This is a genomic window from Rahnella sp. 1L-D-7-B-C2 (assembly GCF_057290995.1).
On the sequence record NZ_JBXAVQ010000001.1, the window covers coordinates 533,841 to 554,134 of the forward strand.

Here is a 20,294-nt window from a genome sequence, read left to right on the forward strand (position 1 = left end):
TTATAGCGATTCCCGACAGTAGGTTAAAAACCGTGATAATGCGCTGGAGATGTGCTTCTGACGGTGATGGATCAGGTACAGTTTGCGCACCAGCGGCGGGACCGGCAGGCGGATTTCCACCAGCGAGCCGCTGCTCAGTTGCTCGGCAATGACGCGCCGCGACAGGCAGCTGATGCCTATCCCGTGGCGCACTGCGTGTTTGATCGCTTCAGAATTTCCAAGCTCCATGACCAGATTGAAATCCGGCAACTGCGGCAGCAAAAGGTGATCCAACACTTCGCGTGTACCAGACCCGCGCTCGCGTAAAATCCACGGTTCGCGCGCCAGCGCTTCGAGCGTTACCGGCTGACTTGCCAGGGGATTTTCCGGTGCGACAAACACCACCAGCTCATCATCCAGCCAGGGTTGGGTGATAAGCTCCGGCATCTGACACGGCCCTTCAATCAGGCCCAGATCGACCCGGAAATCCGCGACGGCGTTGATCACGTCGTTAGTATTGCCGACGTTGAGTTCCAGCGGCGTGCCGGGGAAATCCAGACGATATTCCGCCAGCATCGCCGGCAGCATGTAGTTACCGATGGTGCTGCTCGCGCCAATGCGCAGCGAGCCGTTATCGTGATTGAAAAGACGCTCGATTTCACCCGCCTGCTCCAGCAGCGCCAGCGCTTTCGGATACAGCAGACGGCCGTGTTCGTTGATCACCAGCCGCTTCCCGACGCGGTCAAACAGCTGCACGCCGAGCTGGCTTTCGATGTCGGCCAGCGAGGCGCTGACGGCAGATTGTGATAATGAAAGCACCACCGATGCCTGCGTGGTCGAACCGCTTTTCAGCACCTCGGCGAAGACTTCAAGTTGTCGCAATGTAATGTGCATAAATGTCCCGCTATCTTCGCGCGCCTGACGACGCGTTTTCTTTTATCAGTATAGACCTTTGGTCAGCCCGCTCTTTTCGACCGCCCTTTTTATACCAGTTTTAGTGATAGGTTATAAAGTTATAATCAATTTCATTTTTATATAAGGGCGGCGTAGCCTTGTCTCATCACTCCTGTTGTTCACCACTAACAAGGAAACGGACGATGAAGACATTTCAGCTCAATCACCTAAGCGAGGCGAAACACGACCGCCCGCAGCCTTTGTGGTTCAGCCGCGTACTGCCCGGCCTTTTACTGACCGGCGCAATCACCGCCCTGGCGGTATGGCTGAGCGATTTTCCCGCACTGAACCAACTCGGCCTCAGCGCGCTGACGCTGGCGATTGTTATCGGCATGGTGATCGGTAACACGGTCTATCCGGCCGCAAAACCCTGGTGTGACGAAGGCGTGACGCTGGCAAAACAGCGTCTGCTGCGTCTGGGGATCATTCTTTACGGCCTGCGCCTCACCTTTGCGCAGATCGCTGATGTCGGTGCGACCGGCATTCTGATCGACGCCACGATGCTGTGCTCCACTTTTGCCCTCGCCTGCTGGCTCGGGCTGCGGGTATTTAAGTTAGACCGCGATACCTCAATGTTGATCGGCGCGGGCAGCAGTATTTGTGGGGCTGCGGCGGTGATGGCCACCGAGCCGGTGCTCAACGCTAAGGCCGAGAAAGTGACGGTCGCCGTCGCGACGGTGGTGATTTTTGGCACCGCCGCCATCTTCCTCTATCCGTGGCTGTGGCAGCTCAACGCGCATTATCATTGGCTGACCTTCACGGCGTCACAGTTCGGCATTTACACCGGTTCAACGGTGCATGAAGTGGCGCAGGTGGTAGCAGCGGGTCAGGGTGTCAGCCCGGAGGCGGAAAACGCGGCGGTGATCGCCAAGATGATCCGCGTAATGATGCTGGCGCCGTTCCTGCTGCTGTTATCCGGCTGGATCGCCCGCCGCAAAGGCGTGCAGGCAGAAGGTCAGGCAACGGGAATGCGCAACATCACCATTCCGTGGTTCGCGCTGTTCTTTATTCTGGTGGCGGCGTTTAACTCGCTGGATATTCTGCCGCACAGCTGGATCCCGGCGCTGATTACTCTCGACACGGTATTGCTGGCGATGGCGATGGCGGCACTCGGTCTGACCACGCACATCAGCGCACTGCGTCAGGCAGGCCTGAAACCGATGCTGCTGGCGGCGATGTTATTCGTCTGGCTGATTGTCGGCGGCGCAGGCATTAACCAGCTTATCCACCACCTTTTTGGCTGATGTAGCGGGTTTTACACGCCAGCTTTTACACTTCAGTGCTGCGCCTCCTTCGCGGAGGCGCTATCATCCCTCCATTAACGCGATGAATAACTGAGGAGCAAAAATGAAGTTTGTCGGAGCACACGTCAGTGCGGCAGGCGGCGTAGATCAGGCCGTACTGAGGGCGCACGAGCTGGAAGCCACGGCTTTTGCGCTTTTCACCAAAAATCAGCGTCAGTGGAAAGCCGCACCGTTGCCGGAAGACGTCATCGAAAAATTCAAAGCGGCCTGTGAAAAATACGGTTATCAGAGCAGCCAGATTTTGCCGCACGACAGCTATCTGATTAATCTCGGCCACCCGGTGACCGAAGCGCTGGAGAAATCCCGCGAGGCATTCCTCGACGAACTGCAACGCTGCGAACAGCTGGGCCTTTCGCTGCTCAACTTCCATCCGGGCAGCCACCTGATGCAAATCGACGAAGACAAATGTCTCGAGCGCATTTCCGAATCGCTGAATATCGCCCTGTCACAAACTAAGGGCGTCACGGCGGTGATTGAAAACACCGCCGGTCAGGGCAGCAATCTGGGTTTCCGCTTCGAGCATTTAGCAAAAATCATTGACGGCGTGGAAGACAAAAGCCGCGTTGGCGTCTGCATCGACACCTGCCACGCCTTCGCCGCCGGCTATGACTTGCGCACCGTCGAAGAGTGTGAAAATACCTTCCGGCATTTCAGCGACGTCGTCGGCTTCGAGTATCTGCGCGGAATGCATCTCAACGATGCGAAAAGCGAATTCAACAGCCGCGTCGACCGTCATCATAGTCTGGGTGAAGGCAACATCGGGAATACGGTGTTTAGCTGGATAATGAAAGACCCGAGATTTGATGGGATCCCGATGATTCTGGAAACGGTAAATCCGGAGATATGGGCAGATGAAATCGCATGGCTGAAGGCGCAGCAGACTGCTGAGGCGGATGACGCCGCGGCGTGATCGCAACAAAGAAGGCACCTTCGCTGCTCCCCCTGCAAAGGGGGAGCAGCTGTGTCGAATGTCAACCTGGCACCGATTAATACCCCGCCCCAATCCCCGGTCCGGGATTAAAACAGTTGATCAACCAGCATTCGTGCTTCCACGACATCCCCGGAAACGCCGCACCCGACCAGCACACAGGCTGCCTGTGTCAAAATCGCCAGCGGAATATCGCGCTCCCCCTTAAGACATTCCTGAATAAATGTCACCGTCGCCGCGACATCTTTCGTTCCCGGCGTATCGGAGCCGAATATTTCCTCCTTTTCAGCCAGCACCTGTTGCTCGCCCGCAACAATCAGATGAGTCTGCGGGAACCGCTGCGGATTGGCATACACTTCCCCTTCAGTGCCCTGCGTCAGTAAGGCGCGGCCGTTGATCTGGCGGAAAAATGAAGAAACGCGCTGAATATATTCCGGGTGCGAAACGCTCGATAATCGCAGGGAATCCTGCCCGATGAACGGGCTGATAAGCTTCGCCAGCGTGTGGCTGCTGTTTCGCACGCCCATCTGCCAGCGCAGCGAAAGTTGTTTATCGACAGGCGGGCACAAAACAGAAATCGGGATAAATACCGGCGCGGTGCCAGCGGCGAGCTGCTGCTGCGCCTGTTCCTGCGTGCGTGCGGCTTCGATACCGAGCGCACGGAAAATCTCGGCGCTGGTGATACGGGTCGGATCTTCGTCGACGCCGTGAACCACGACCGGCAGGCCGAGACGGCTGAGCAAAATGGCCAGCAGCGGGGTGAGGTTCGCCTGCTTGCGCGCGCCGTTGTAAGTCGGGATCACCACCGGCAAAGGACGATCTGCCGGAGCCTGAAGGCGCATCACGCGCTCTTCCATCGCCTGATAAAAACCAAGCATCTCCTCTTCTGCTTCGCCTTTAATTCGAAAAGCGATCAGCAAAGCACCGAGCTGTAAATCCGGCACGTCACCGGCGAGGATCTCACGGTACAGCGCAAGCGACTGATCCCGGCCTAAATCACGGGCGTGATTTTTTCCGCGCCCGACTTCTTTGATGAGTTTGGTGTAATCCATCGTACCGTTACCTTGTCTGTTCAAATCATTAGCGGCGGCGCGCACGGCGGCGAACCGGATCTTTCTTCACTGTTTTGAGCATATCTGGCCGCTTAACCGACCCCGGCGCAGGCATTTCACGGTGCTCAATCGGGAACACCGGCAACGCCGCCAGCAGGCGCGAACCGTAACTTTTGGTCAGTAAACGTTTATCGTAAATCACGATTTCACCGGTGCATTCGTGGCTGCGAATTAATCGGCCAACCTGTTGGATCAGATTAAACGATGCGCTCGGCAGGCTTTGCACTTCAAACGGATAGCGTTTCAGCGTTTTCAGCCATTCGCCTTCGGTCAGGATCACCGGGCTGTCGACCGGCGGGAAAGCAATTTTATGGATATGCACCTGCGTCAGCAGCTCGCCTTTCAGATCCAGCCCTTCGGCGAAAGATTGCAGACCTATCAGTATGCTGGTGGTGCCCTCTGAAACGCGTTTGCGGTGCTCTTCCACCAGCCGGTAGCGGGGCTGATCGCCCTGCACCAGCAGCATCAGACGCAAATCCGGCAGCAGAGCCACAAACTGTTGCAGCGCGCGATTGCTGGCGAACAATACCAGCTGGCCGGTATGCAGCCCTTTCGCCAGTTCGGTGCGAAAGAAATCAGCCATCTCTTGCAAATGCGCCGCTTCGTTAGCCATCACGGGTTCAAGCGTCATCTGCGGGATGACGATTTTGCCCTGCTCGACGTGATTAAACGGCGAATCCAGGCTGACAAAACGATCACCGGCTTTTTCGCTCAGACCGCTCATTTCCTGCAAGCGGGAGAAGCTGTTCAGCGAGCGCAAAGTGGCGGAGGTGATGACCACGTGCGGCACCTTGCGCCACAGCATTTTTTCCAGCTGATCGCTGACGCGAATACCCGCGCAGTGGAACACCAGATGCGTCTGATTATCGAAATATGCCCGTGTGACCCATTTGCCAATCGGCGCATTGGAGGCTTTATCCAGCGCCGCCAGCCGCCACAGTTTGCTCATGGTTTCGAGATAGCTTTGCATGCGGCTCATGTGCAGGATAGCGCGGTGCAGACGCATAATGTCGTGCTTGCCTGTCTTCTCGCTGAGATCGTTCACCATGTATTCCGCCAGACTGCGCAGGCCGTCGGTGAGTTTGAACAGGCGGCTGCACTGCTCAGTCAGCTCCGGCGGCAGCGCGCCGAGCTCAAAACGAAACTCCGCTTCCGGCTCATCCGCTGGCAGATATTGACTGACCGATTGCTCGATAAGCATCAGCAGTTCGCGCATCTCGGCGCAGTGATTGTGCAGACGCTCGGCGTTGGTCAGCGGCGGTGGATTTTTCGGGGTAAACAGTGCCAGACATTGCTCAATCTGACGCACAAAATTATCCAGTTGCAGATTGTTCCACACCGCCGTGATTTCGGCATCGACTTCCAGCGCGTCGCGCGCGACCTCCGGCAGGTGATGCCCTTCATCAAGCACCAGAAGCAAGTCTTTCGCCGGTGGCAGCACCGATTCTGACTCCAGCGCGGCCATCACTAATGCGTGGTTGGTGACAACCACGTCAGCACTTTCTATCTCTTTACGCGCCACAAAATACGGGCACTCGCGGAAATAATGACAGTTGCGGCTGAGGCAGTTGGCTTTGTCCGTGCTGATTTTAATCCACAGCGGATCGTCGATGGTTTTTTTATAGTGATCGCGCAGCCCGTCCCACTCGTAGCGGGAGAGCGCGGTTTCCAGCGTTTTGCACAGCTTTTGTTCTTCACCGCTGGAAGGTGCCAGCTCGTCACCGAGAAACAAGCCCAGATCGCCCTGTGCATTTTCATTGCTCATCGATGCCAGATTGCGCGGGCAGACATAGCGACCACGGCCAAACGCACCGGTAAATTTCAGGTCCGGAATGATTTTTTTCAGCAGCGGTAAATCTTTGCTGTAAATCTGATCCTGCAACGCGACGTTGGCGGTGCTGACAATCAGCGGCTTTTCTTCTTCACGGCTGACGGCAATGCCGGGGATGAGATAGGACAGCGTTTTCCCGACGCCGGTCGGCGCCTCAATGGCCAGATGCCGTGCAGAATCCCCCGAGAACGCCTTCGCCACCTCTGCAATCATTTGTCGTTGCGGAGCACGGGGAATGAAATCCGGAATTTGTTCTTGCAGGGCTTTGTACCACTGGCTGATCTGATTTTTTACTGCGGGGGAAAGCGCCATGCATCTCTTTTTGTTGGGGTCGGGACCAAAGTGTTGCAGCCATTGTCCCACAGACCGGCTTTTGGCGCAGCCCGAAATCGCCCGTTAGCGCCATTTTCACCACGTCACTTTCCGTTTAAAAAATGGAGGACTTGTAAAAAAAAGAAAAGTTCATTTCTGTTTGTCATAAATTGATCACAAATCTACGGTAAAAAACCTTCGCTGAGAAAATTCCGAGCTCACACGGAATGCATAGCAAAAAATGATGATTAGCGTCTTTCCACAAGACTTCATATAAAGCTTTCCACCAAAAGCTTTTAAATAAGAATGCAGGGTAAAAATTCATGAAACGTAATATTCTGGCACTTTTAATTCCTGGTTTATTGATTGCATCAGGCGCACACGCAGCAGAAATTTATAATAAAGACGGCAATAAACTCGACCTGTACGGGAAAGTAAAAGGTCTGCATTATTTCTCTGACGCGCCGGGCAGCGATGGCGACCAGAGTTATGTCCGTTTCGGTTTTAAAGGTCAGACGCAAATTAACGACCTGATCACCGGTTACGGCCAGTGGGAATATAACGTTCAGGCCAACCACGCAGAGTCTGACAGCAAATCACCAAGCACCACCGGCACCAAAACCCGTCTGGGCTTTGCGGGTCTGAAATTTGGTCAGTACGGTTCATTCGACTACGGTCGTAACTACGGCGCACTGTACGACGTCGAAGCCTGGACGGATATGTTCCCTGAATTCGGTGGCGACGGTTACACCAAGGCTGACCGCTTCATGACCGGCCGTACTAACGGCGTGGCCACTTACCGTAACCGTGGCTTCTTCGGCATGGTTGATGGTCTGAACGTTGCGCTTCAGTATCAGGGTAAAAACGAAAACGACGGTCGCAGCAGCAGCACGGCGAACGGCGACGGTTATGCACTTTCCACCACTTACGCACTCGGTGATACCGGCGTGAGCTTCGGTGGCGCATACGCCTCTTCTGACCGCACGACTGGCCAGAGCAACTCAGCCTATGGCAAAGGCGATAAAGCCGACGCATGGACTGGCGGTATGAAATACGATGCTAACGGTGTTTATTTAGCCGCTATGTATGCTGAAACCCGTAATATGATTGCTATCACCGTTCCGGCAGGTATTGCAGGCGCACCGGCAGGCAGCGGTTTTGCTAATAAAACCCAGACCGTTGAAGCAGTCGCACAATATCAGTTCGACTTCGGTCTGCGCCCTTCTCTGGGTTATGTACAGACTAAAGGCAAAGATATTGAAGGTATCGGCGACGTTGACCTGGTTAAATATTTCGACGTGGGCGCAACCTATTATTTCAACAAAAACATGTCAGCCTATGTTGATTATAAAATCAACCAACTGGATGACGATAATAAACTGGGTCTGAATAACGACGACGTCACCGCCGTTGGCCTGGTTTATCAGTTCTGATTTAAGTCAAATTACACCTCATTATTATTCACTCTTTTATTCTCTGTCTTGATTTTATTCGGCCGGACTCACCCTCCGGCCTTTTTTGTTTTTGGTGTTTTACGGCACATCTCGCGTAATTCGCCTTTTTCGCTTTCGCATCACGCTGAATCTGCTAAAGTTTCAGAGAATTTTACGAATGAGAACTTCTCTTAACAAAAAACAGGGATAACCAATGAATAAAGTTTCGCTTTGTACCACCAGTGCCTTAATCATGCTGGCTTTGAGCGGCTGTGCGCAGCAGAAAACTGATGCTCAGCAAAAACTGAACGATCAGTCGGTGATGGCACTGAACTGGTTCCAGCAGTCAGGTGAATATCAGGCGCTGACCTATCAGGCATTCAACACCGCGAAAATGGCGTTCGATCAGGCAAAGCCGCTGGCAGGCAAGAAGAAAGCCGTGGTGGTGGATCTGGATGAAACCATGCTCGATAACAGCGCGTACAGTGCGTGGCAGGTCAAAGCGAACAAGCCATTCGACAGCAAAACCTGGTCAGAGTGGACCGCAGCACGTCAGGCGACCGCAATTCCTGGCGCAGTGGAATTTGCTAACTACGTGAACACCCACGGCGGCACGATGTTCTACGTATCCAACCGTAAAACCAGCGAATACGCTGCCACGCTGGACAACATGAACCGTCTGGGCTTCACCGGCGCAAATGACCAAACCATGTTGCTGAGCTCTGACACCTCGAACAAGCAGGTGCGTTTTGACTCCATCAAAGCCGCCGGTTATCACATCGTATTGTTCGTCGGTGACAACCTGAACGACTTCGGCTCTGCGACTTATCACAAAGATAACGCCCAGCGCCGCGCCTTCGTGAACCAGAACCATCAGCAGTTCGGCACGCAATATATCGTCCTGCCTAACCCGTTGTACGGTGACTGGGAGAGCGGACTGGCGAAGGATTACAATAAGCTGACGCCGGAGCAAAAATTGTCCGTGCGGGAGCAGAATCTGAAGGCGTGGAGCGGGAAATAATAATTTTCTGCTTTAGAAAGCTGACAAATTCTCTCAATTGCGGATGCCGCGCAATCCGGCTTTCAAAACAGATTGAGAACGTTTCGGTTTCTTAATTGCAGTGTTCACTTAGCTAGCTGCCCCGAAACCGACCAAGAGAGGGAAGTGCTTTCCCTCTCTTGGATCTCTCCACGCTTTATTAAATACGCGCTATCGCCAGAACGAAGGACATGTTCTGGCACTTCCTCGTGTGGCGCAAATCCAGGCACTTCGTGCTCCCCTCACTCGGTCTTCGAGCCATTGGTCTCGAAGCCGCTTCGTTCAGCTGGATTTTTGATCGCGCCTTCTCACCATTATTAAAAACAAAAACTAAGAAATCTAAACCAGGTGTTTTTTTTGGAAATGATCCAAACAGGTGAAGTTGTGACCTAAAAAGCTTTGGCCGCGTTCAAAAATCACGCCGGCACGAGAGGTGGAAAACCGCGCGTCTTTTTGCGCGGGTTGGAACCCGAGCGAAGGGCACCGCGCAGCGGCGGGATTTTGCGGCAATAGGAGGAGTTTCTGAAACAGAGCCAGGATGCATGGCACGTGTTTTAAAGAGCCCGGGGGTCTTGGGGGCGGTGGCGATACGCCGTCCCCCAAGTCGGTGTGGGCCGACGCCCACGGTTTTTACCTTAAAGCCGGTTTGGGGGACGAGCCCAAACTCTTGAAGTTGAAATTAAAGAATCAACTCCATCCCCACATGCGGTATCCCATCCTCCTCATAAACTTCGGTGTACACCACAAACCCCAACTTCCCGTAAAACGCTTCTAAATGTGCCTGCGCTGAAATCGCCACGCGAATATCCGGCCAGTGTTTCTGGCATGAAACCAGTGCCCGCTCCATTAACTGATAGCCGAGCTTCAGCCCCCGCGTTGAAGGTGCCACAATCACCCGCCCGATCGCCACACCTTCTTCATGACGCAAAATTCGCGCATAGGCCGCCGGTTTGCCGTCGAGCCACGCGACGATATGACGGTTCTCGCCGGTCAGATCCTGGCCGTCGATGTCCTGGTAAACACAGGTCTGCTCCACGACAAACACTTCACTGCGCAATGCCAGAATGGCGTAAAGCTGTTGCGCGGTCAGCTCGCTATGGTGATAGTCCTGCCAGTCGATAGATGAAGATTCGGTCATGAATGCCTGCCCCGCCTTTGCCTGAAAACGCAGCTTTGTTACTGCAAAAAAAAAGAGATACCCCGGAGGATATCTCTTTTTATCATGCCTTATGAAAGACTTCAGGCGGTTTTCTTCATCGGCTCATTACGCACCGGCAAATCGCCTGCGGTAAAGTATTCCGTCGTGCTGCGCGGTAACGGCTGGCGACCACGGATTTTATCGGCAATTTTTTCAGCGATCATAATCGTCGTAGCGTTCAAATTACCGGTGATGATTTGCGGCATGATGGAAGCATCTACCACACGCAGGGCGTCGATACCATGAACGCGACCCTGGCCGTCGACCACCGCCATGTCGTCAGTGCCCATTTTACAGGTGCACGACGGATGGAACGCGGTTTCTGCATGTTCACGGATAAACGCATCCAGCTCTTCGTCGGTCTGAACGTTTTCACCCGGGCTGATTTCGCGTCCACGATAAGGGTCCAGTGCCGGCTGTGCCATGATTTCACGGGTGATACGAATTGCATCCCGGAACTCATGCCAATCCTGCTCGGTCGCCATATAGTTGAACAGAATGCTCGGATGCTGACGCGGATCTTTCGATTTAACCTGCACACGACCACGGCTTGGTGAACGCATCGAACCAACGTGCGCCTGAAAACCGTGCTCTTTCACCGCGTTGCTGCCGTTGTAGTTAATCGCCACCGGCAGGAAGTGATACTGAATATTCGGCCAGGCAAACTCTTCACGGCTGCGGATGAACCCCCCTGCTTCGAACTGGTTGCTCGCGCCCACGCCGGTGCCTTTGAACAGCCACTCGGCGCCAATTGCAGGCTGGTTGTGCATCTGCAACGCCGGATAAAGCGACACCGGCTGTGTACAGCTGTATTGCAGATACATTTCCAGATGATCCTGCAAGTTCTCACCCACACCCGGCAGATCATGCACCACCGGGATTTCCAGACGTTTTAGCAATTCTGCCGCACCGATGCCGGAGCGTTGCAGGATCTGCGGAGACGCAATCGCTCCGCTGCACAGCAGGACTTCGCGTTTGGCGTTAGCCGTTTTGGCATTGTAGTCGTCGCCCTTGAAATAGCTGACGCCTACGGCGCGTTTGCCTTCGAACAGGATCCGGTCAGTCAGGGCGTGCGTGACGATCGTCAGGTTGGCGCGCGGTTTGGCCTGATCCAGATAGCCACGGGCGGTACTGGCGCGACGGCCTTTTGGCGTCACGGTTCTGTCCATCGGCCCAAAACCTTCCTGTTTGTAACCGTTGAGATCGTCAGTTCGCGAATATCCTGCCTGCGCACCCGCTTCAATCATGGCTTCAAACAACGGATTATTGCCGTTTTTGGGTGTTGCGACGCTGACCGGCCCCTCGCCGCCGTGGAAGTCATTCGGGCCGATATCACGGGTTTCCGCTTTACGGAAATACGGCAGACAGTCGTGATAACTCCAGTCTTCCAGACCCGGCGCTGTCGCCCAGTTGTCGAAATCCATCGCGTTACCACGGATGTAACACATCCCGTTGATCAGTGACGATCCGCCCAGACCTTTACCGCGTCCGCACTCCATGCGGCGGTTATTCATGTGCGGTTCCGGATCGGTTTCATACGCCCAGTTATAACGACGCCCCTGCAACGGGAACGCCAGCGCCGCAGGCATCTGCGTGCGAAAATCCAGACGGTAATCCGGGCCACCGGCTTCGAGTAACAGCACGCTGACACTGCTGTCTTCGGTCAGACGGGTAGCGAGTACGTTGCCGGCAGAACCGGCACCGATGATGATGTAATCGTAATCCATTGAAATCTCCTCTGTTGCGGCGGATTAAAAGACTGAGCTGAATTCGCCCAGTTCGACCTGCACGGATTTGATTTGGGTGTAGTGTTCGAGCGTTGTGACGCCGTTTTCGCGCCCCACGCCGGAATGTTTATAACCACCGACCGGCATTTCGGCGGCGGATTCGCCCCAGGTGTTGACCCAGCAAATCCCGGCTTCGAGTTTGTGGATCACGCGGTGCGCACGGTTGAGATCCTGCGTCACCAGCCCAGCCGCCAGACCGTATTCGGTGTCGTTGGCGCGGCGGATCACTTCCTCTTCACTTTCGTACGTCAGAATGCTCATCACCGGCCCGAAGATTTCCTCACGGACGATCAGCATGTCATCGCGGCAGTCGGTAAAGACCGTTGGCGCAACGTACGCGCCTTTGGCGAATTCGCCAGTAGTCACGCGCTCACCGCCGGTCAGCAGGGTTGCGCCCTCGCGCTTGCCGCTTTCGATATAACGCAGCACGGAATCCATGTGCGCGAAGCTGACCAGCGGGCCAAAGTTGACGTTTTCATCCGTCGGATCGCCCATGCGGATACGCTGCACGCGTTCCACCACTTTGGCTTCGAACGCTTTTTGTAATGCTTTCGGGATGAACACGCGGGTACCGTTGGTGCAGACCTGACCGGAGCTGTAGAAGTTGGCCATCATCGCGATATCAGCCGCTTTATCCAGATCGGCATCTTCAAACACGATCAGCGGTGATTTACCGCCCAGTTCCATGGTGACTTCTTTCAGCGTGGAGGCCGATGCGCTGGCCATCACTTTCTTGCCGGTTTTGATGCCGCCGGTGAAAGAAACTTTGGCGATATCCGGGTGATCGGTTAACGCCTGCCCGACACTTGCCGCACCGGTGACGACGCTGAACACGCCGTCCGGCACACCGGCTTCGGTGTAGATTTCGGCCAGTTTCAGCGCAGTCAGCGAGGTGTTTTCGCTCGGTTTGAAGACCATGGCGTTACCGGCGGCCAGCGCCGGGGCAGATTTCCACAGGGCAATCTGAATCGGGTAGTTCCACGCACCGATACCGGCTACCACGCCCAGCGGCTCACGGCGGGTGTAGACAAAAGAGGAATCGCGCAGCGGGATTTGCTGGCCTTCAATCGCCGGGATCAGCCCTGCGTAGTACTCCAGCACGTCAGCGCCGGTGACGATATCCACCGCCAGTGTTTCGGAAAGCGCTTTGCCGGTATCGGCCGTTTCGATCGCGGCCAGTTCATCGTTGCGTTCACGCAGAATGTCCACCGCGCGGCGCAGAATACGTGAGCGGCTCATGGCGGTCATGGCCGCCCAGACTTTCTGGCCTTTTTGCGCGGCCTTCACCGCCAGACTGACATCCGCCGGCGTGGCGGCGGACAGCTGTGCAATCACTTCGCCATTGGCCGGGTTAATCGCGTCAAAGGTGTCATCCCCGGTGCTGTCCTGAAAACGTCCGTTGATATAAAGTTTTTGTTTGCCGTAGCGGGACATAATTCTCTCCTCGGTCTGTGCGGTCTGAAGGTTTTCTGCGCTATTACTGCTGAACCTGAATGAGTTGTGCTTCGATATGGCGGCGGGTGATTTTCATCGCCTCAGCGCGGTTAAATTCTTTACCGCTGAGCGCCCCGCGCAGCCACAGGCCGTCAATCAGGGCAGCGGTACTTTGCGCCGCCAGACGGGCCTCAGCCTTAGGCAGAAAACGTCTGAATTCAGAACATAAATTTGAATAGAGCCGGCGGCTATTGACCTGTTGCAGACGGTACAGCTGCGGGTGATGCATACTGCTGGCCCAGAAGGCCAGCCAGGTTTTCATCGCCGCGCTGTTGGTCTGACTGTCGTCAAAATTGGCTTCTGCAATCGCATGTAGCCGCGCCGTCGGTGCGATATCCGTCAGCTGCGATAACCGCAGCTGCACCCCTTCTCCCAAATGACTGAGCAAGTAACGCATGGTCGCTTCCAGCAGCCCATTCTTGTCACGAAAGTAGTGACTGATGATGCCGTTGGAAACGCCGGCACGGCGTGCGATCTGCGAAATCGACGCATCATGCATCCCGACTTCGTTCACCGCGGCCAGTGTTGCCTCAATCAATTGCTGCCGTCTGATGGGCTGCATTCCTACTTTGGGCATGGGTCCGACTCCTGAAAATGAGCGGGCTGAAACGTACGAAAAAAACCACTTTTTTACGCTTTCGTTCAACCTTGTTAACGCTCTGACGTCACCTATTTAACTTTTTTTTGATTGAACGTTCAATTAAAAATGCATATATTTTATTACCAATACGTTAGTAATTTGTATGAATTTTGAGATGAATTAGAATCCATTTTATTGAAAATTAGAGAGTAATTAACAAATCAGGGGAAAAGATGGCGACTGCCGATACGACAGAAAAACATTCTGAGAAACCTCGCGATCAGCTTAACAAGGTGGTTTTCTTCACCTCAGCAGGTCTGATTTTAGCCTTCACATTGATGACCATTTTCTTCACCGAGTTATCGGGAAAATGGATAAGCCTCACTCTTAACTGGGTGTCCGCCACCTTCGGCTGGTATTACATGCTGGCGGCGACGCTGTACATCGTGTTTGTAGTGTTCATTGCCTGCTCGCGCTTCGGCTCGATCAAACTCGGTCCTGAACAATCCAAACCCGAATTCAGCATGATGAGCTGGGCAGCGATGTTGTTTGCCGCCGGGATCGGCATCGATCTGATGTTCTTCTCGGTCGCCGAACCGGTCACGCAGTACATGTTGCCGCCGGAAGGCAACGGCCAGACGCTGGAAGCGGCGCGACAGGCGATGACCTGGACGCTGTTCCACTACGGCCTGACCGGCTGGGCGATGTACGCGCTGATGGGGATTGCGCTCGGCTATTTCAGCTACCGCTATAACCTGCCGCTGACTATCCGCTCGGCGCTGTACCCGATTTTCGGCAAACGCATCAACGGGCCGATTGGTCACAGCGTGGATATTGCGGCGGTGGTCGGTACGATTTTTGGGATCGCGACCACGCTGGGTATCGGCGTAGTGCAGCTGAATTACGGGCTGAAAGTGCTGTTCCACATTCCGGAAAACCTGACGGTTCAGGCGGCGCTGATCCTGCTGTCGGTCGTGATGGCGACGGTCTCGGTGACCTCTGGCGTGAATAAAGGTATTCGTATTTTGTCGGAACTGAACGTACTGCTGGCGCTGGGGCTGATCCTGTTCCTGCTGTTCTTCGGCAATACCGAGTTCCTGCTCAATGCGCTGGTACTTAACATCGGTGATTACATCAACCGGTTTATGGGAATGACGCTCAACACCTTTGCGTTTGACCGCCCGACCGAGTGGATGAACAGCTGGACCCTGTTCTTCTGGGCATGGTGGGTCGCATGGTCGCCGTTTGTCGGCCTGTTCCTGGCACGTATTTCCCGTGGCCGTACCATCCGCCAGTTCGTGCTGGGTACACTCATCATTCCGTTCGTCTTCACCCTGCTGTGGCTGTCGATTTTCGGAAACAGCGCGCTGTATCAGATACTTCACGGGAATCTGGATTTCGCTAACGAAGTGATTGCGCACCCTGAGCGCGGTGTGTACAGCCTGCTGGCGCAGTATCCGGGCTTTACGCTGAGTGCTTCAGTGGCGACTATTACCGGTTTGCTGTTTTACGTCACCTCGGCAGATTCCGGTTCGCTGGTACTGGGTAACTTCACCTCGAAGCTGGCGGACATCAATAACGATGCACCAAACTGGCTGCGGATCTTCTGGTCGGTCACCATCGGTGTGCTGACGCTGGGGATGTTGATGACCGACGGCGTATCGGCGCTGCAAAACACTACGGTGATCATGGGTCTGCCGTTCAGCTTTGTGATTTTCTTCATCATGGCCGGATTGTATAAATCGCTGCGGCTAGAAGATTATCGCCGCGCCAGCAATCAGCAATCGCTGGCACCGCTGCCGGCGACCAGCGATGCGGCGCTGAACTGGAAGCAGCGCCTGACGCGGGTGATGAATTATCCGGGCACCACGCATACGCAAAAAATGATGGATACCGTCTGCCGCCCTGCGATGCAGGAAGTGGCGCAGGAACTGGTGCTGCGCGGTGCGAAAGTGACGTTTACCGAGCACGAGCCGGAAGAAGACGAGAAGATTAATCATCTGGAGTTGCAGGTGGCGCTCGGCGAAGAGCAGAACTTTATCTATCAGATCTGGCCGGTGCGTTACGCCGTCCCTGCGTTTACCTATCGCGCCCGGGCGGGTAAATCCAACTACTATCGTCTGGAGACGTTCCTGCTGGAAGGGACGCAGGGTAATGACCTGATGGACTTCACCAAACATCAGGTGATCAACGACATTCTGGATCAGTACGAACGTCACCTGAACTTCCTGCATATCAACCGCGAAGCACCAGGGAATACGCTGACGTTCCCGGAGTAATTTTTGATAAGTTAAGTAAAATACAAAACCCGCAAATGCGGGTTTTTGTATTTTCATACAGACTATCTCAAAAACGCCAGCACCTTCTCCAGCAACAGCTCCGGTTGTTCTTCGGCAATGTAATGCCCGCATGGGAGCGCTTCGCCCTGCACGTTTTCGGCCACGTTTCGCCATTCCTCCAGCGGCTTGAAACACTGACCGACGGTGCCCTTTTCGCCCCACAGCACCAGCAGCAGGCAACTGATTTTGCGGCCCGCATTCAGGTCTTTCTCGTCATGTTGCAGGTCGATACTTGCCGATGCGCGGTAGTCCTCGCAAATTCCGCGCGCCGTTCCATCAAGTTGCAGACAACGCAGATAATCTGCGTAAGCTTCTTCGGTGAAAGGCTGCATCCCGGCGCTGCGGCTGCCCATCACGCTGCGCAGATACTGCGCCGGATCGGCGGTGATCAACATTTCAGGCAAAGGTGCCGGGCGGATCAGAAAGAACCAGTGCCAGTAGGCGCGGGCGAACGCTTCATTGGTTTGCCGGTACATAGAAAGCGTCGGGGCGATATCCATCAACACCAGTTGTTTCACCGCCTGCGGATGATCCAACGCCAGACGATGCGCCACGCGGGCACCGCGGTCATGGGCGATAACGCTGAAGTGACTGAAACCCAGCGCGGCCATGAGTTCCAGCTGGTCCTGCGCCATTTCACGTTTGCTGTAACGAAGATGGTCTGCGTCTGGTTCAGGCTTACCGCTGTCGCCGTAGCCGCGTAAATCGGCCAGTACGACGGTGAATCTCGGGGTGAGGTAAGGCGCGACCCGATGCCAGATCGCCTGCGTTTGCGGATGACCATGCAACAGCAGCAGAGGCTCGCCCTGTCCGGCGATACGATAGGCAATTTCGGTGCCGCTGACCTTCATCCGGCCTTGGGTAAAATGTTCAAACATGGGTTTTCTCCTTTTTCATCCATCTTAGTGGATGACGGTGCGGCAACAAGGCCGCAAATGAAGATCGCCGGTTCACGATCCGTGTTTTGAGTCACCACACTCAGGCCATTGCCTGATAACCACTAAGTTTGCGACGCTGGCATTATCCATTCGATTCATCAGGGCAATGAAATGAAGCCAAAAACGCTGTATGAAAAACACATCGACAGCCATACCGTCCGCACGCTGGATGACAAAGGCCACGTGCTGCTTTACATCGACCGGCAGGTGATTAATGAATACACCAGCCCGCAGGCATTCAGCGGACTGCGCGATGCAGGTCGTCGCGTGTGGCGGCCGGAAACGTCGCTGGCGGTGGTGGATCACGTGAACCCTACAGCGCCGCTGCGCACGCGTCAGATGCCCGACGCCGGTGGCGCGCGTCAGGTTTCCTATCTGGCCGAAAACTGCGCAGAGTTTGGCATTGAGCTGTTCGATATTTTGGATAAGCGTCAGGGAATTGAACACGTCGTCGCGCCTGAGCAGGGTTTTATTCTACCAGGCATGGTGATCGCCGCCGGTGACAGCCATACCACGACTTACGGTGCTTTAGGCGCGTTCGGATTTGGCATCGGCACATCCGAAATTGAACATCTGCTGGCGACCCAGACGCTGGTGTATAAACGTCTGAAAACAATGCGGGTGACGGTGAATGGCGAGCTTAATCAGGGCATTACCGCAAAAGACGTGGTGATGGCTATGGTGGCGAAAATCGGTGCGGCAGGTGCGACCGGTTTCGCCATCGAATTCTGCGGTCCGGGCATCGATACGCTCAGCGTCGAAGGCCGCATGACTATCTGCAACATGGCGGTAGAAGCCGGGGCGCGCGGCGCCTTTATGGCTCCTGATGACAAAGTGTTTACTTACCTGAAAGACAAACCGCGCGCCCCGAAAGGCCAGCAGTGGCAGGATGCGACAGATGTATGGCGTCAGTTGCACAGCGACGCAGATGCGGTGTTTGACAGCGAGGTCAGCCTGGAAGCACAAGACATCGCGCCGATGGTCAGCTGGGGCACCAGCCCGGATCAGGCGCTGGCGATAAGCGGTCAGGTTCCCGACCCGCAAAGCGAGCCCGACGCCTCTCGACGCAAAGATTTGCAGCGCGCGCTCAATTATATGGGCCTGCGCGCCGGTCAGGCGCTTAACAGCATCAAAATCAGTCATGCATTTATCGGCTCCTGCACAAATGCACGCATCGAAGATTTACGCGCTGCCGCTGTGGTGGTGCGCGGTAAAAAAGTCGCACCTGCCGTTCGGGCAATGATCGTTCCGGGCTCAAGTCAGGTTCGCGCACAGGCGGAAGAGGAAGGTCTGGCAGACGTGTTCATTGAAGCCGGTTTTGAGTGGCGGCAATCGGGCTGCTCGATGTGCCTGGCAATGAATGATGACGTACTCTCGCCCGGCGATCGCTGCGCATCCAGCACCAACCGTAATTTTGAAGGGCGTCAGGGCGCGGGCGCACGCACCCATCTGATGAGCCCGGCAATGGTGGCGGCCGCCGCCATTTGTGGCCACCTGACTGATGTGCGTGACGTAAAAGGAGAAGATTATGCAGGCGTTTAACGTACTGAGCGGTGTGGCTGCGCCCTTCCCTGCGGCCAACGTTGATACCGATGTGATCATGCCAAAACAGTTTCTGAAAGGCATTGACCGCAACGGGCTGGATCGCGGCGTATTTTTCGATCTGCGCTTTCTGGCCGATGGCTCGCCGGATCCGGCTTTTATCCTCAACCAGCCTGACTGGCAGCAGGCGAAATTCTTGCTGGTCGGGCCGAACTTTGGCTGCGGTTCCAGCCGCGAACACGCAGTATGGGGGCTGAAGCAACTGGGCATTCGGGCGCTGATTGGCACCACCTTTGCCGGGATTTTCTTCGATAACTGCCAGCGCAACGGCGTGCTGACGGTGCAACTGAGCCCGGAGCAGTGGTCGCAGATTGCAAAAGAGGTGGCTCAGGCGGACAAAAACGACATTACCGTCGATTTACCGGCGCAGACAATCAGCCTGCATGATGGTAAAGAAATCGCGTTTAACATTGATGAGCTGAGTAAAACTTCGCTGCTTAACGGTCTGGATGCGGTGGGAAACACGCTGCGTTACAGCGAGGAAATTCGTGAGTTTCAGCGGTCACACCTGCAACGTAACCCGTGGCTGGCGTGAGATGAAATGTGTTTCAGCCGAGTAAATGGCTGAAACGCTGATGCAGGAATTCGACGCAGACCCGCAGTTTTGCCGATTCCGCCAGCCGTGTGGGGTACACCGCCCAGACGCTGGCGGGCTGGGAAAACTGCGGCAATATCTGCACCAGTTCGCCCTTTTCAATGTAAGGCCGGACATCCCACTCTGAGCGTAAAATGATGCCCTGATGCTCCAGCGCCCACTGCAACACCACTTCGCCGCTGTTGGACGAAAGCGCCCCTTTCACTCTGACGCGCTGCTCCTCATTGCCTTCGGTCAGTAACCAGATACCAAAGGGATTATCCCGTTCTTTGAGCACCAGACATTGATGCTGCGCCAGCGCAGTCAGCGATTCGGGCTCACCGTGCGCGGCCAGATAGGCCGGTGATGCACATAAGACGCGTTGATGTTGCGCCAGTTTTTTACCGATGTGCTGTTCGGGAATGTCATCACCCACCAAAATTTCCAAATCGATGCCTTCCGCGACCAGATCCACCACCCGGTCAAACAAATCCAGACGCAGATTAAGTTGCGGATAACGCCGTGCCAGCTCCGCTACAGCTGGTGCGACATGGCAGCGGCCAAACCCGAAAGAGCTGCAAATGTGCACGTTGCCGCGCGGTTCGCTACGGGAGTCGGACAGATCGCCGATAAACTGGTCGAACGTATCAAGAATTTGCAGCGCCCAGCGGCGGGCGCGTTCGCCTTCTTCAGTCAGACGTACACCACGGGTGGAACGGTGCAGCAGCCTGGCGTTCAACGTTTCTTCGAGGATCTGAATCCGCTTGCTGACATAAGCCGGAGACTGCCCAAGCTCCGTTGCCGCCGCGGCAAAACTTTGCTTATTCACCACCGCCAGAAAGACCCGTAAATCCTCCGCCAGCGGTAGACGATCCCGTTCACTGTTCATG

At 55.1% G+C, this 20,294-nt stretch carries 16 protein-coding genes; 7 read left to right on the forward strand and 9 right to left on the reverse strand.

What is annotated here, in order from left to right; translation table 11 throughout:
* On the reverse strand, positions 1 to 873 hold the full coding sequence (yieE, locus tag AC0Z7K_RS02355) for a DNA-binding transcriptional regulator YeiE (protein WP_485612608.1): 873 nt from the start codon (positions 871 to 873) through the stop codon (positions 1 to 3).
* 203 nt (positions 874 to 1,076) lie between these two features.
* Between yieE and AC0Z7K_RS02360 the strand changes: the two genes are divergently transcribed.
* Both AC0Z7K_RS02360 and nfo read left to right on the forward strand, forming a co-directional pair.
* Positions 1,077 to 2,177 (forward strand): YeiH family protein, encoded by a 1,101-nt coding sequence (locus tag AC0Z7K_RS02360; RefSeq protein ID WP_485612609.1) that lies wholly within the window; start codon positions 1,077 to 1,079, stop codon positions 2,175 to 2,177.
* Positions 2,178 to 2,280: 103 nt separating this feature from the next.
* The gene (nfo, locus tag AC0Z7K_RS02365; protein WP_485612610.1) at positions 2,281 to 3,147 is read left to right on the forward strand and encodes a deoxyribonuclease IV; all 867 of its coding nucleotides are present in this window, start codon (positions 2,281 to 2,283) and stop codon (positions 3,145 to 3,147) included.
* A 107-nt stretch (positions 3,148 to 3,254) separates the two neighbouring features.
* Here the strand turns inward: nfo and ybiB are convergent, their stop codons facing one another.
* Both ybiB and dinG read right to left on the reverse strand, forming a co-directional pair.
* Positions 3,255 to 4,217, reverse strand: coding sequence for a DNA-binding protein YbiB (ybiB, locus tag AC0Z7K_RS02370; protein WP_485612612.1), 963 nt, complete (start codon positions 4,215 to 4,217; stop codon positions 3,255 to 3,257).
* A gap of 28 nt (positions 4,218 to 4,245) precedes the next feature.
* On the reverse strand, positions 4,246 to 6,420 hold the full coding sequence (dinG, locus tag AC0Z7K_RS02375; protein WP_485612614.1) for an ATP-dependent DNA helicase DinG: 2,175 nt from the start codon (positions 6,418 to 6,420) through the stop codon (positions 4,246 to 4,248).
* Positions 6,421 to 6,743: 323 nt separating this feature from the next.
* On the opposite strand from dinG, the gene ompC reads away from it, so the two are divergent.
* Positions 6,744 to 7,853, forward strand: coding sequence for a porin OmpC (gene ompC, locus AC0Z7K_RS02380; protein ID WP_485612616.1), 1,110 nt, complete (start codon positions 6,744 to 6,746; stop codon positions 7,851 to 7,853).
* Between the two features lie 214 nt (positions 7,854 to 8,067).
* A complete protein-coding gene (locus AC0Z7K_RS02385) occupies positions 8,068 to 8,874 on the forward strand; it encodes a 5'-nucleotidase, lipoprotein e(P4) family (protein ID WP_485612618.1) in 807 nt (268 codons plus the stop codon).
* A gap of 697 nt (positions 8,875 to 9,571) precedes the next feature.
* On the opposite strand, the gene AC0Z7K_RS02390 is transcribed toward AC0Z7K_RS02385, so the two are convergent.
* From AC0Z7K_RS02390 to betI, 4 genes are all read right to left on the reverse strand, one after another.
* On the reverse strand, positions 9,572 to 10,030 hold the full coding sequence (locus AC0Z7K_RS02390; protein ID WP_485612620.1) for a GNAT family N-acetyltransferase: 459 nt from the start codon (positions 10,028 to 10,030) through the stop codon (positions 9,572 to 9,574).
* 101 nt (positions 10,031 to 10,131) lie between these two features.
* Positions 10,132 to 11,817, reverse strand: coding sequence for a choline dehydrogenase (gene betA / locus AC0Z7K_RS02395; RefSeq protein ID WP_485612621.1), 1,686 nt, complete (start codon positions 11,815 to 11,817; stop codon positions 10,132 to 10,134).
* 24 nt (positions 11,818 to 11,841) lie between these two features.
* Positions 11,842 to 13,311 (reverse strand): betaine-aldehyde dehydrogenase, encoded by a 1,470-nt coding sequence (betB, locus tag AC0Z7K_RS02400; protein ID WP_485612622.1) that lies wholly within the window; start codon positions 13,309 to 13,311, stop codon positions 11,842 to 11,844.
* 43 nt (positions 13,312 to 13,354) lie between these two features.
* Positions 13,355 to 13,948: a transcriptional regulator BetI gene (gene betI / locus AC0Z7K_RS02405; RefSeq protein WP_413528345.1), complete on the reverse strand. Its 594-nt coding sequence runs from the start codon at positions 13,946 to 13,948 to the stop codon at positions 13,355 to 13,357.
* Positions 13,949 to 14,184: 236 nt separating this feature from the next.
* Between betI and AC0Z7K_RS02410 the strand changes: the two genes are divergently transcribed.
* Positions 14,185 to 16,230 carry a choline transporter gene (locus AC0Z7K_RS02410; RefSeq protein ID WP_413528344.1) on the forward strand — a complete coding sequence of 682 codons (2,046 nt, stop codon included), beginning with the start codon at positions 14,185 to 14,187 and terminating at the stop codon, positions 16,228 to 16,230.
* Between the two features lie 62 nt (positions 16,231 to 16,292).
* On the opposite strand, the gene AC0Z7K_RS02415 is transcribed toward AC0Z7K_RS02410, so the two are convergent.
* On the reverse strand, positions 16,293 to 17,168 hold the full coding sequence (locus tag AC0Z7K_RS02415; protein ID WP_485612623.1) for an alpha/beta fold hydrolase: 876 nt from the start codon (positions 17,166 to 17,168) through the stop codon (positions 16,293 to 16,295).
* 171 nt (positions 17,169 to 17,339) lie between these two features.
* Here AC0Z7K_RS02415 and leuC point away from each other — a divergent pair, with 171 nt between their 5' ends.
* Together leuC and leuD are read left to right on the forward strand one after the other, a co-directional pair.
* Positions 17,340 to 18,770, forward strand: coding sequence for a 3-isopropylmalate dehydratase large subunit (gene leuC, locus AC0Z7K_RS02420; RefSeq protein ID WP_485612624.1), 1,431 nt, complete (start codon positions 17,340 to 17,342; stop codon positions 18,768 to 18,770).
* Positions 18,757 to 19,365, forward strand: a complete 609-nt coding sequence (gene leuD / locus AC0Z7K_RS02425) for a 3-isopropylmalate dehydratase small subunit (RefSeq protein WP_485612625.1) — start codon at positions 18,757 to 18,759, stop codon at positions 19,363 to 19,365. The genes leuC and leuD overlap by 14 nt, the downstream gene beginning before the upstream one ends.
* 13 nt (positions 19,366 to 19,378) lie before the next feature.
* Here the strand turns inward: leuD and AC0Z7K_RS02430 are convergent, their stop codons facing one another.
* The gene (locus AC0Z7K_RS02430; RefSeq protein WP_485612626.1) at positions 19,379 to 20,293 is read right to left on the reverse strand and encodes a LysR substrate-binding domain-containing protein; all 915 of its coding nucleotides are present in this window, start codon (positions 20,291 to 20,293) and stop codon (positions 19,379 to 19,381) included.
* Between the last annotated feature and the right edge of the window lies 1 nt (position 20,294).

What these genes read in the sequence shown, in the direction of transcription:
- yieE (WP_485612608.1), bottom strand. Translation starts at nt 873, where the DNA reads ATGCACATTACATTGCGACAACTTGAAGTCTTCGCCGAGGTGCTGAAA.
- AC0Z7K_RS02360 (WP_485612609.1), top strand. Translation starts at nt 1,077, where the DNA reads ATGAAGACATTTCAGCTCAATCACCTAAGCGAGGCGAAACACGACCGC.
- nfo (WP_485612610.1), top strand. Translation starts at nt 2,281, where the DNA reads ATGAAGTTTGTCGGAGCACACGTCAGTGCGGCAGGCGGCGTAGATCAG.
- ybiB (WP_485612612.1), bottom strand. Translation starts at nt 4,217, where the DNA reads ATGGATTACACCAAACTCATCAAAGAAGTCGGGCGCGGAAAAAATCAC.
- dinG (WP_485612614.1), bottom strand. Translation starts at nt 6,420, where the DNA reads ATGGCGCTTTCCCCCGCAGTAAAAAATCAGATCAGCCAGTGGTACAAA.
- ompC (WP_485612616.1), top strand. Translation starts at nt 6,744, where the DNA reads ATGAAACGTAATATTCTGGCACTTTTAATTCCTGGTTTATTGATTGCA.
- AC0Z7K_RS02385 (WP_485612618.1), top strand. Translation starts at nt 8,068, where the DNA reads ATGAATAAAGTTTCGCTTTGTACCACCAGTGCCTTAATCATGCTGGCT.
- AC0Z7K_RS02390 (WP_485612620.1), bottom strand. Translation starts at nt 10,030, where the DNA reads ATGACCGAATCTTCATCTATCGACTGGCAGGACTATCACCATAGCGAG.
- betA (WP_485612621.1), bottom strand. Translation starts at nt 11,817, where the DNA reads ATGGATTACGATTACATCATCATCGGTGCCGGTTCTGCCGGCAACGTA.
- betB (WP_485612622.1), bottom strand. Translation starts at nt 13,311, where the DNA reads ATGTCCCGCTACGGCAAACAAAAACTTTATATCAACGGACGTTTTCAG.
- betI (WP_413528345.1), bottom strand. Translation starts at nt 13,948, where the DNA reads ATGCCCAAAGTAGGAATGCAGCCCATCAGACGGCAGCAATTGATTGAG.
- AC0Z7K_RS02410 (WP_413528344.1), top strand. Translation starts at nt 14,185, where the DNA reads ATGGCGACTGCCGATACGACAGAAAAACATTCTGAGAAACCTCGCGAT.
- AC0Z7K_RS02415 (WP_485612623.1), bottom strand. Translation starts at nt 17,168, where the DNA reads ATGTTTGAACATTTTACCCAAGGCCGGATGAAGGTCAGCGGCACCGAA.
- leuC (WP_485612624.1), top strand. Translation starts at nt 17,340, where the DNA reads ATGAAGCCAAAAACGCTGTATGAAAAACACATCGACAGCCATACCGTC.
- leuD (WP_485612625.1), top strand. Translation starts at nt 18,757, where the DNA reads ATGCAGGCGTTTAACGTACTGAGCGGTGTGGCTGCGCCCTTCCCTGCG.
- AC0Z7K_RS02430 (WP_485612626.1), bottom strand. Translation starts at nt 20,293, where the DNA reads ATGAACAGTGAACGGGATCGTCTACCGCTGGCGGAGGATTTACGGGTC.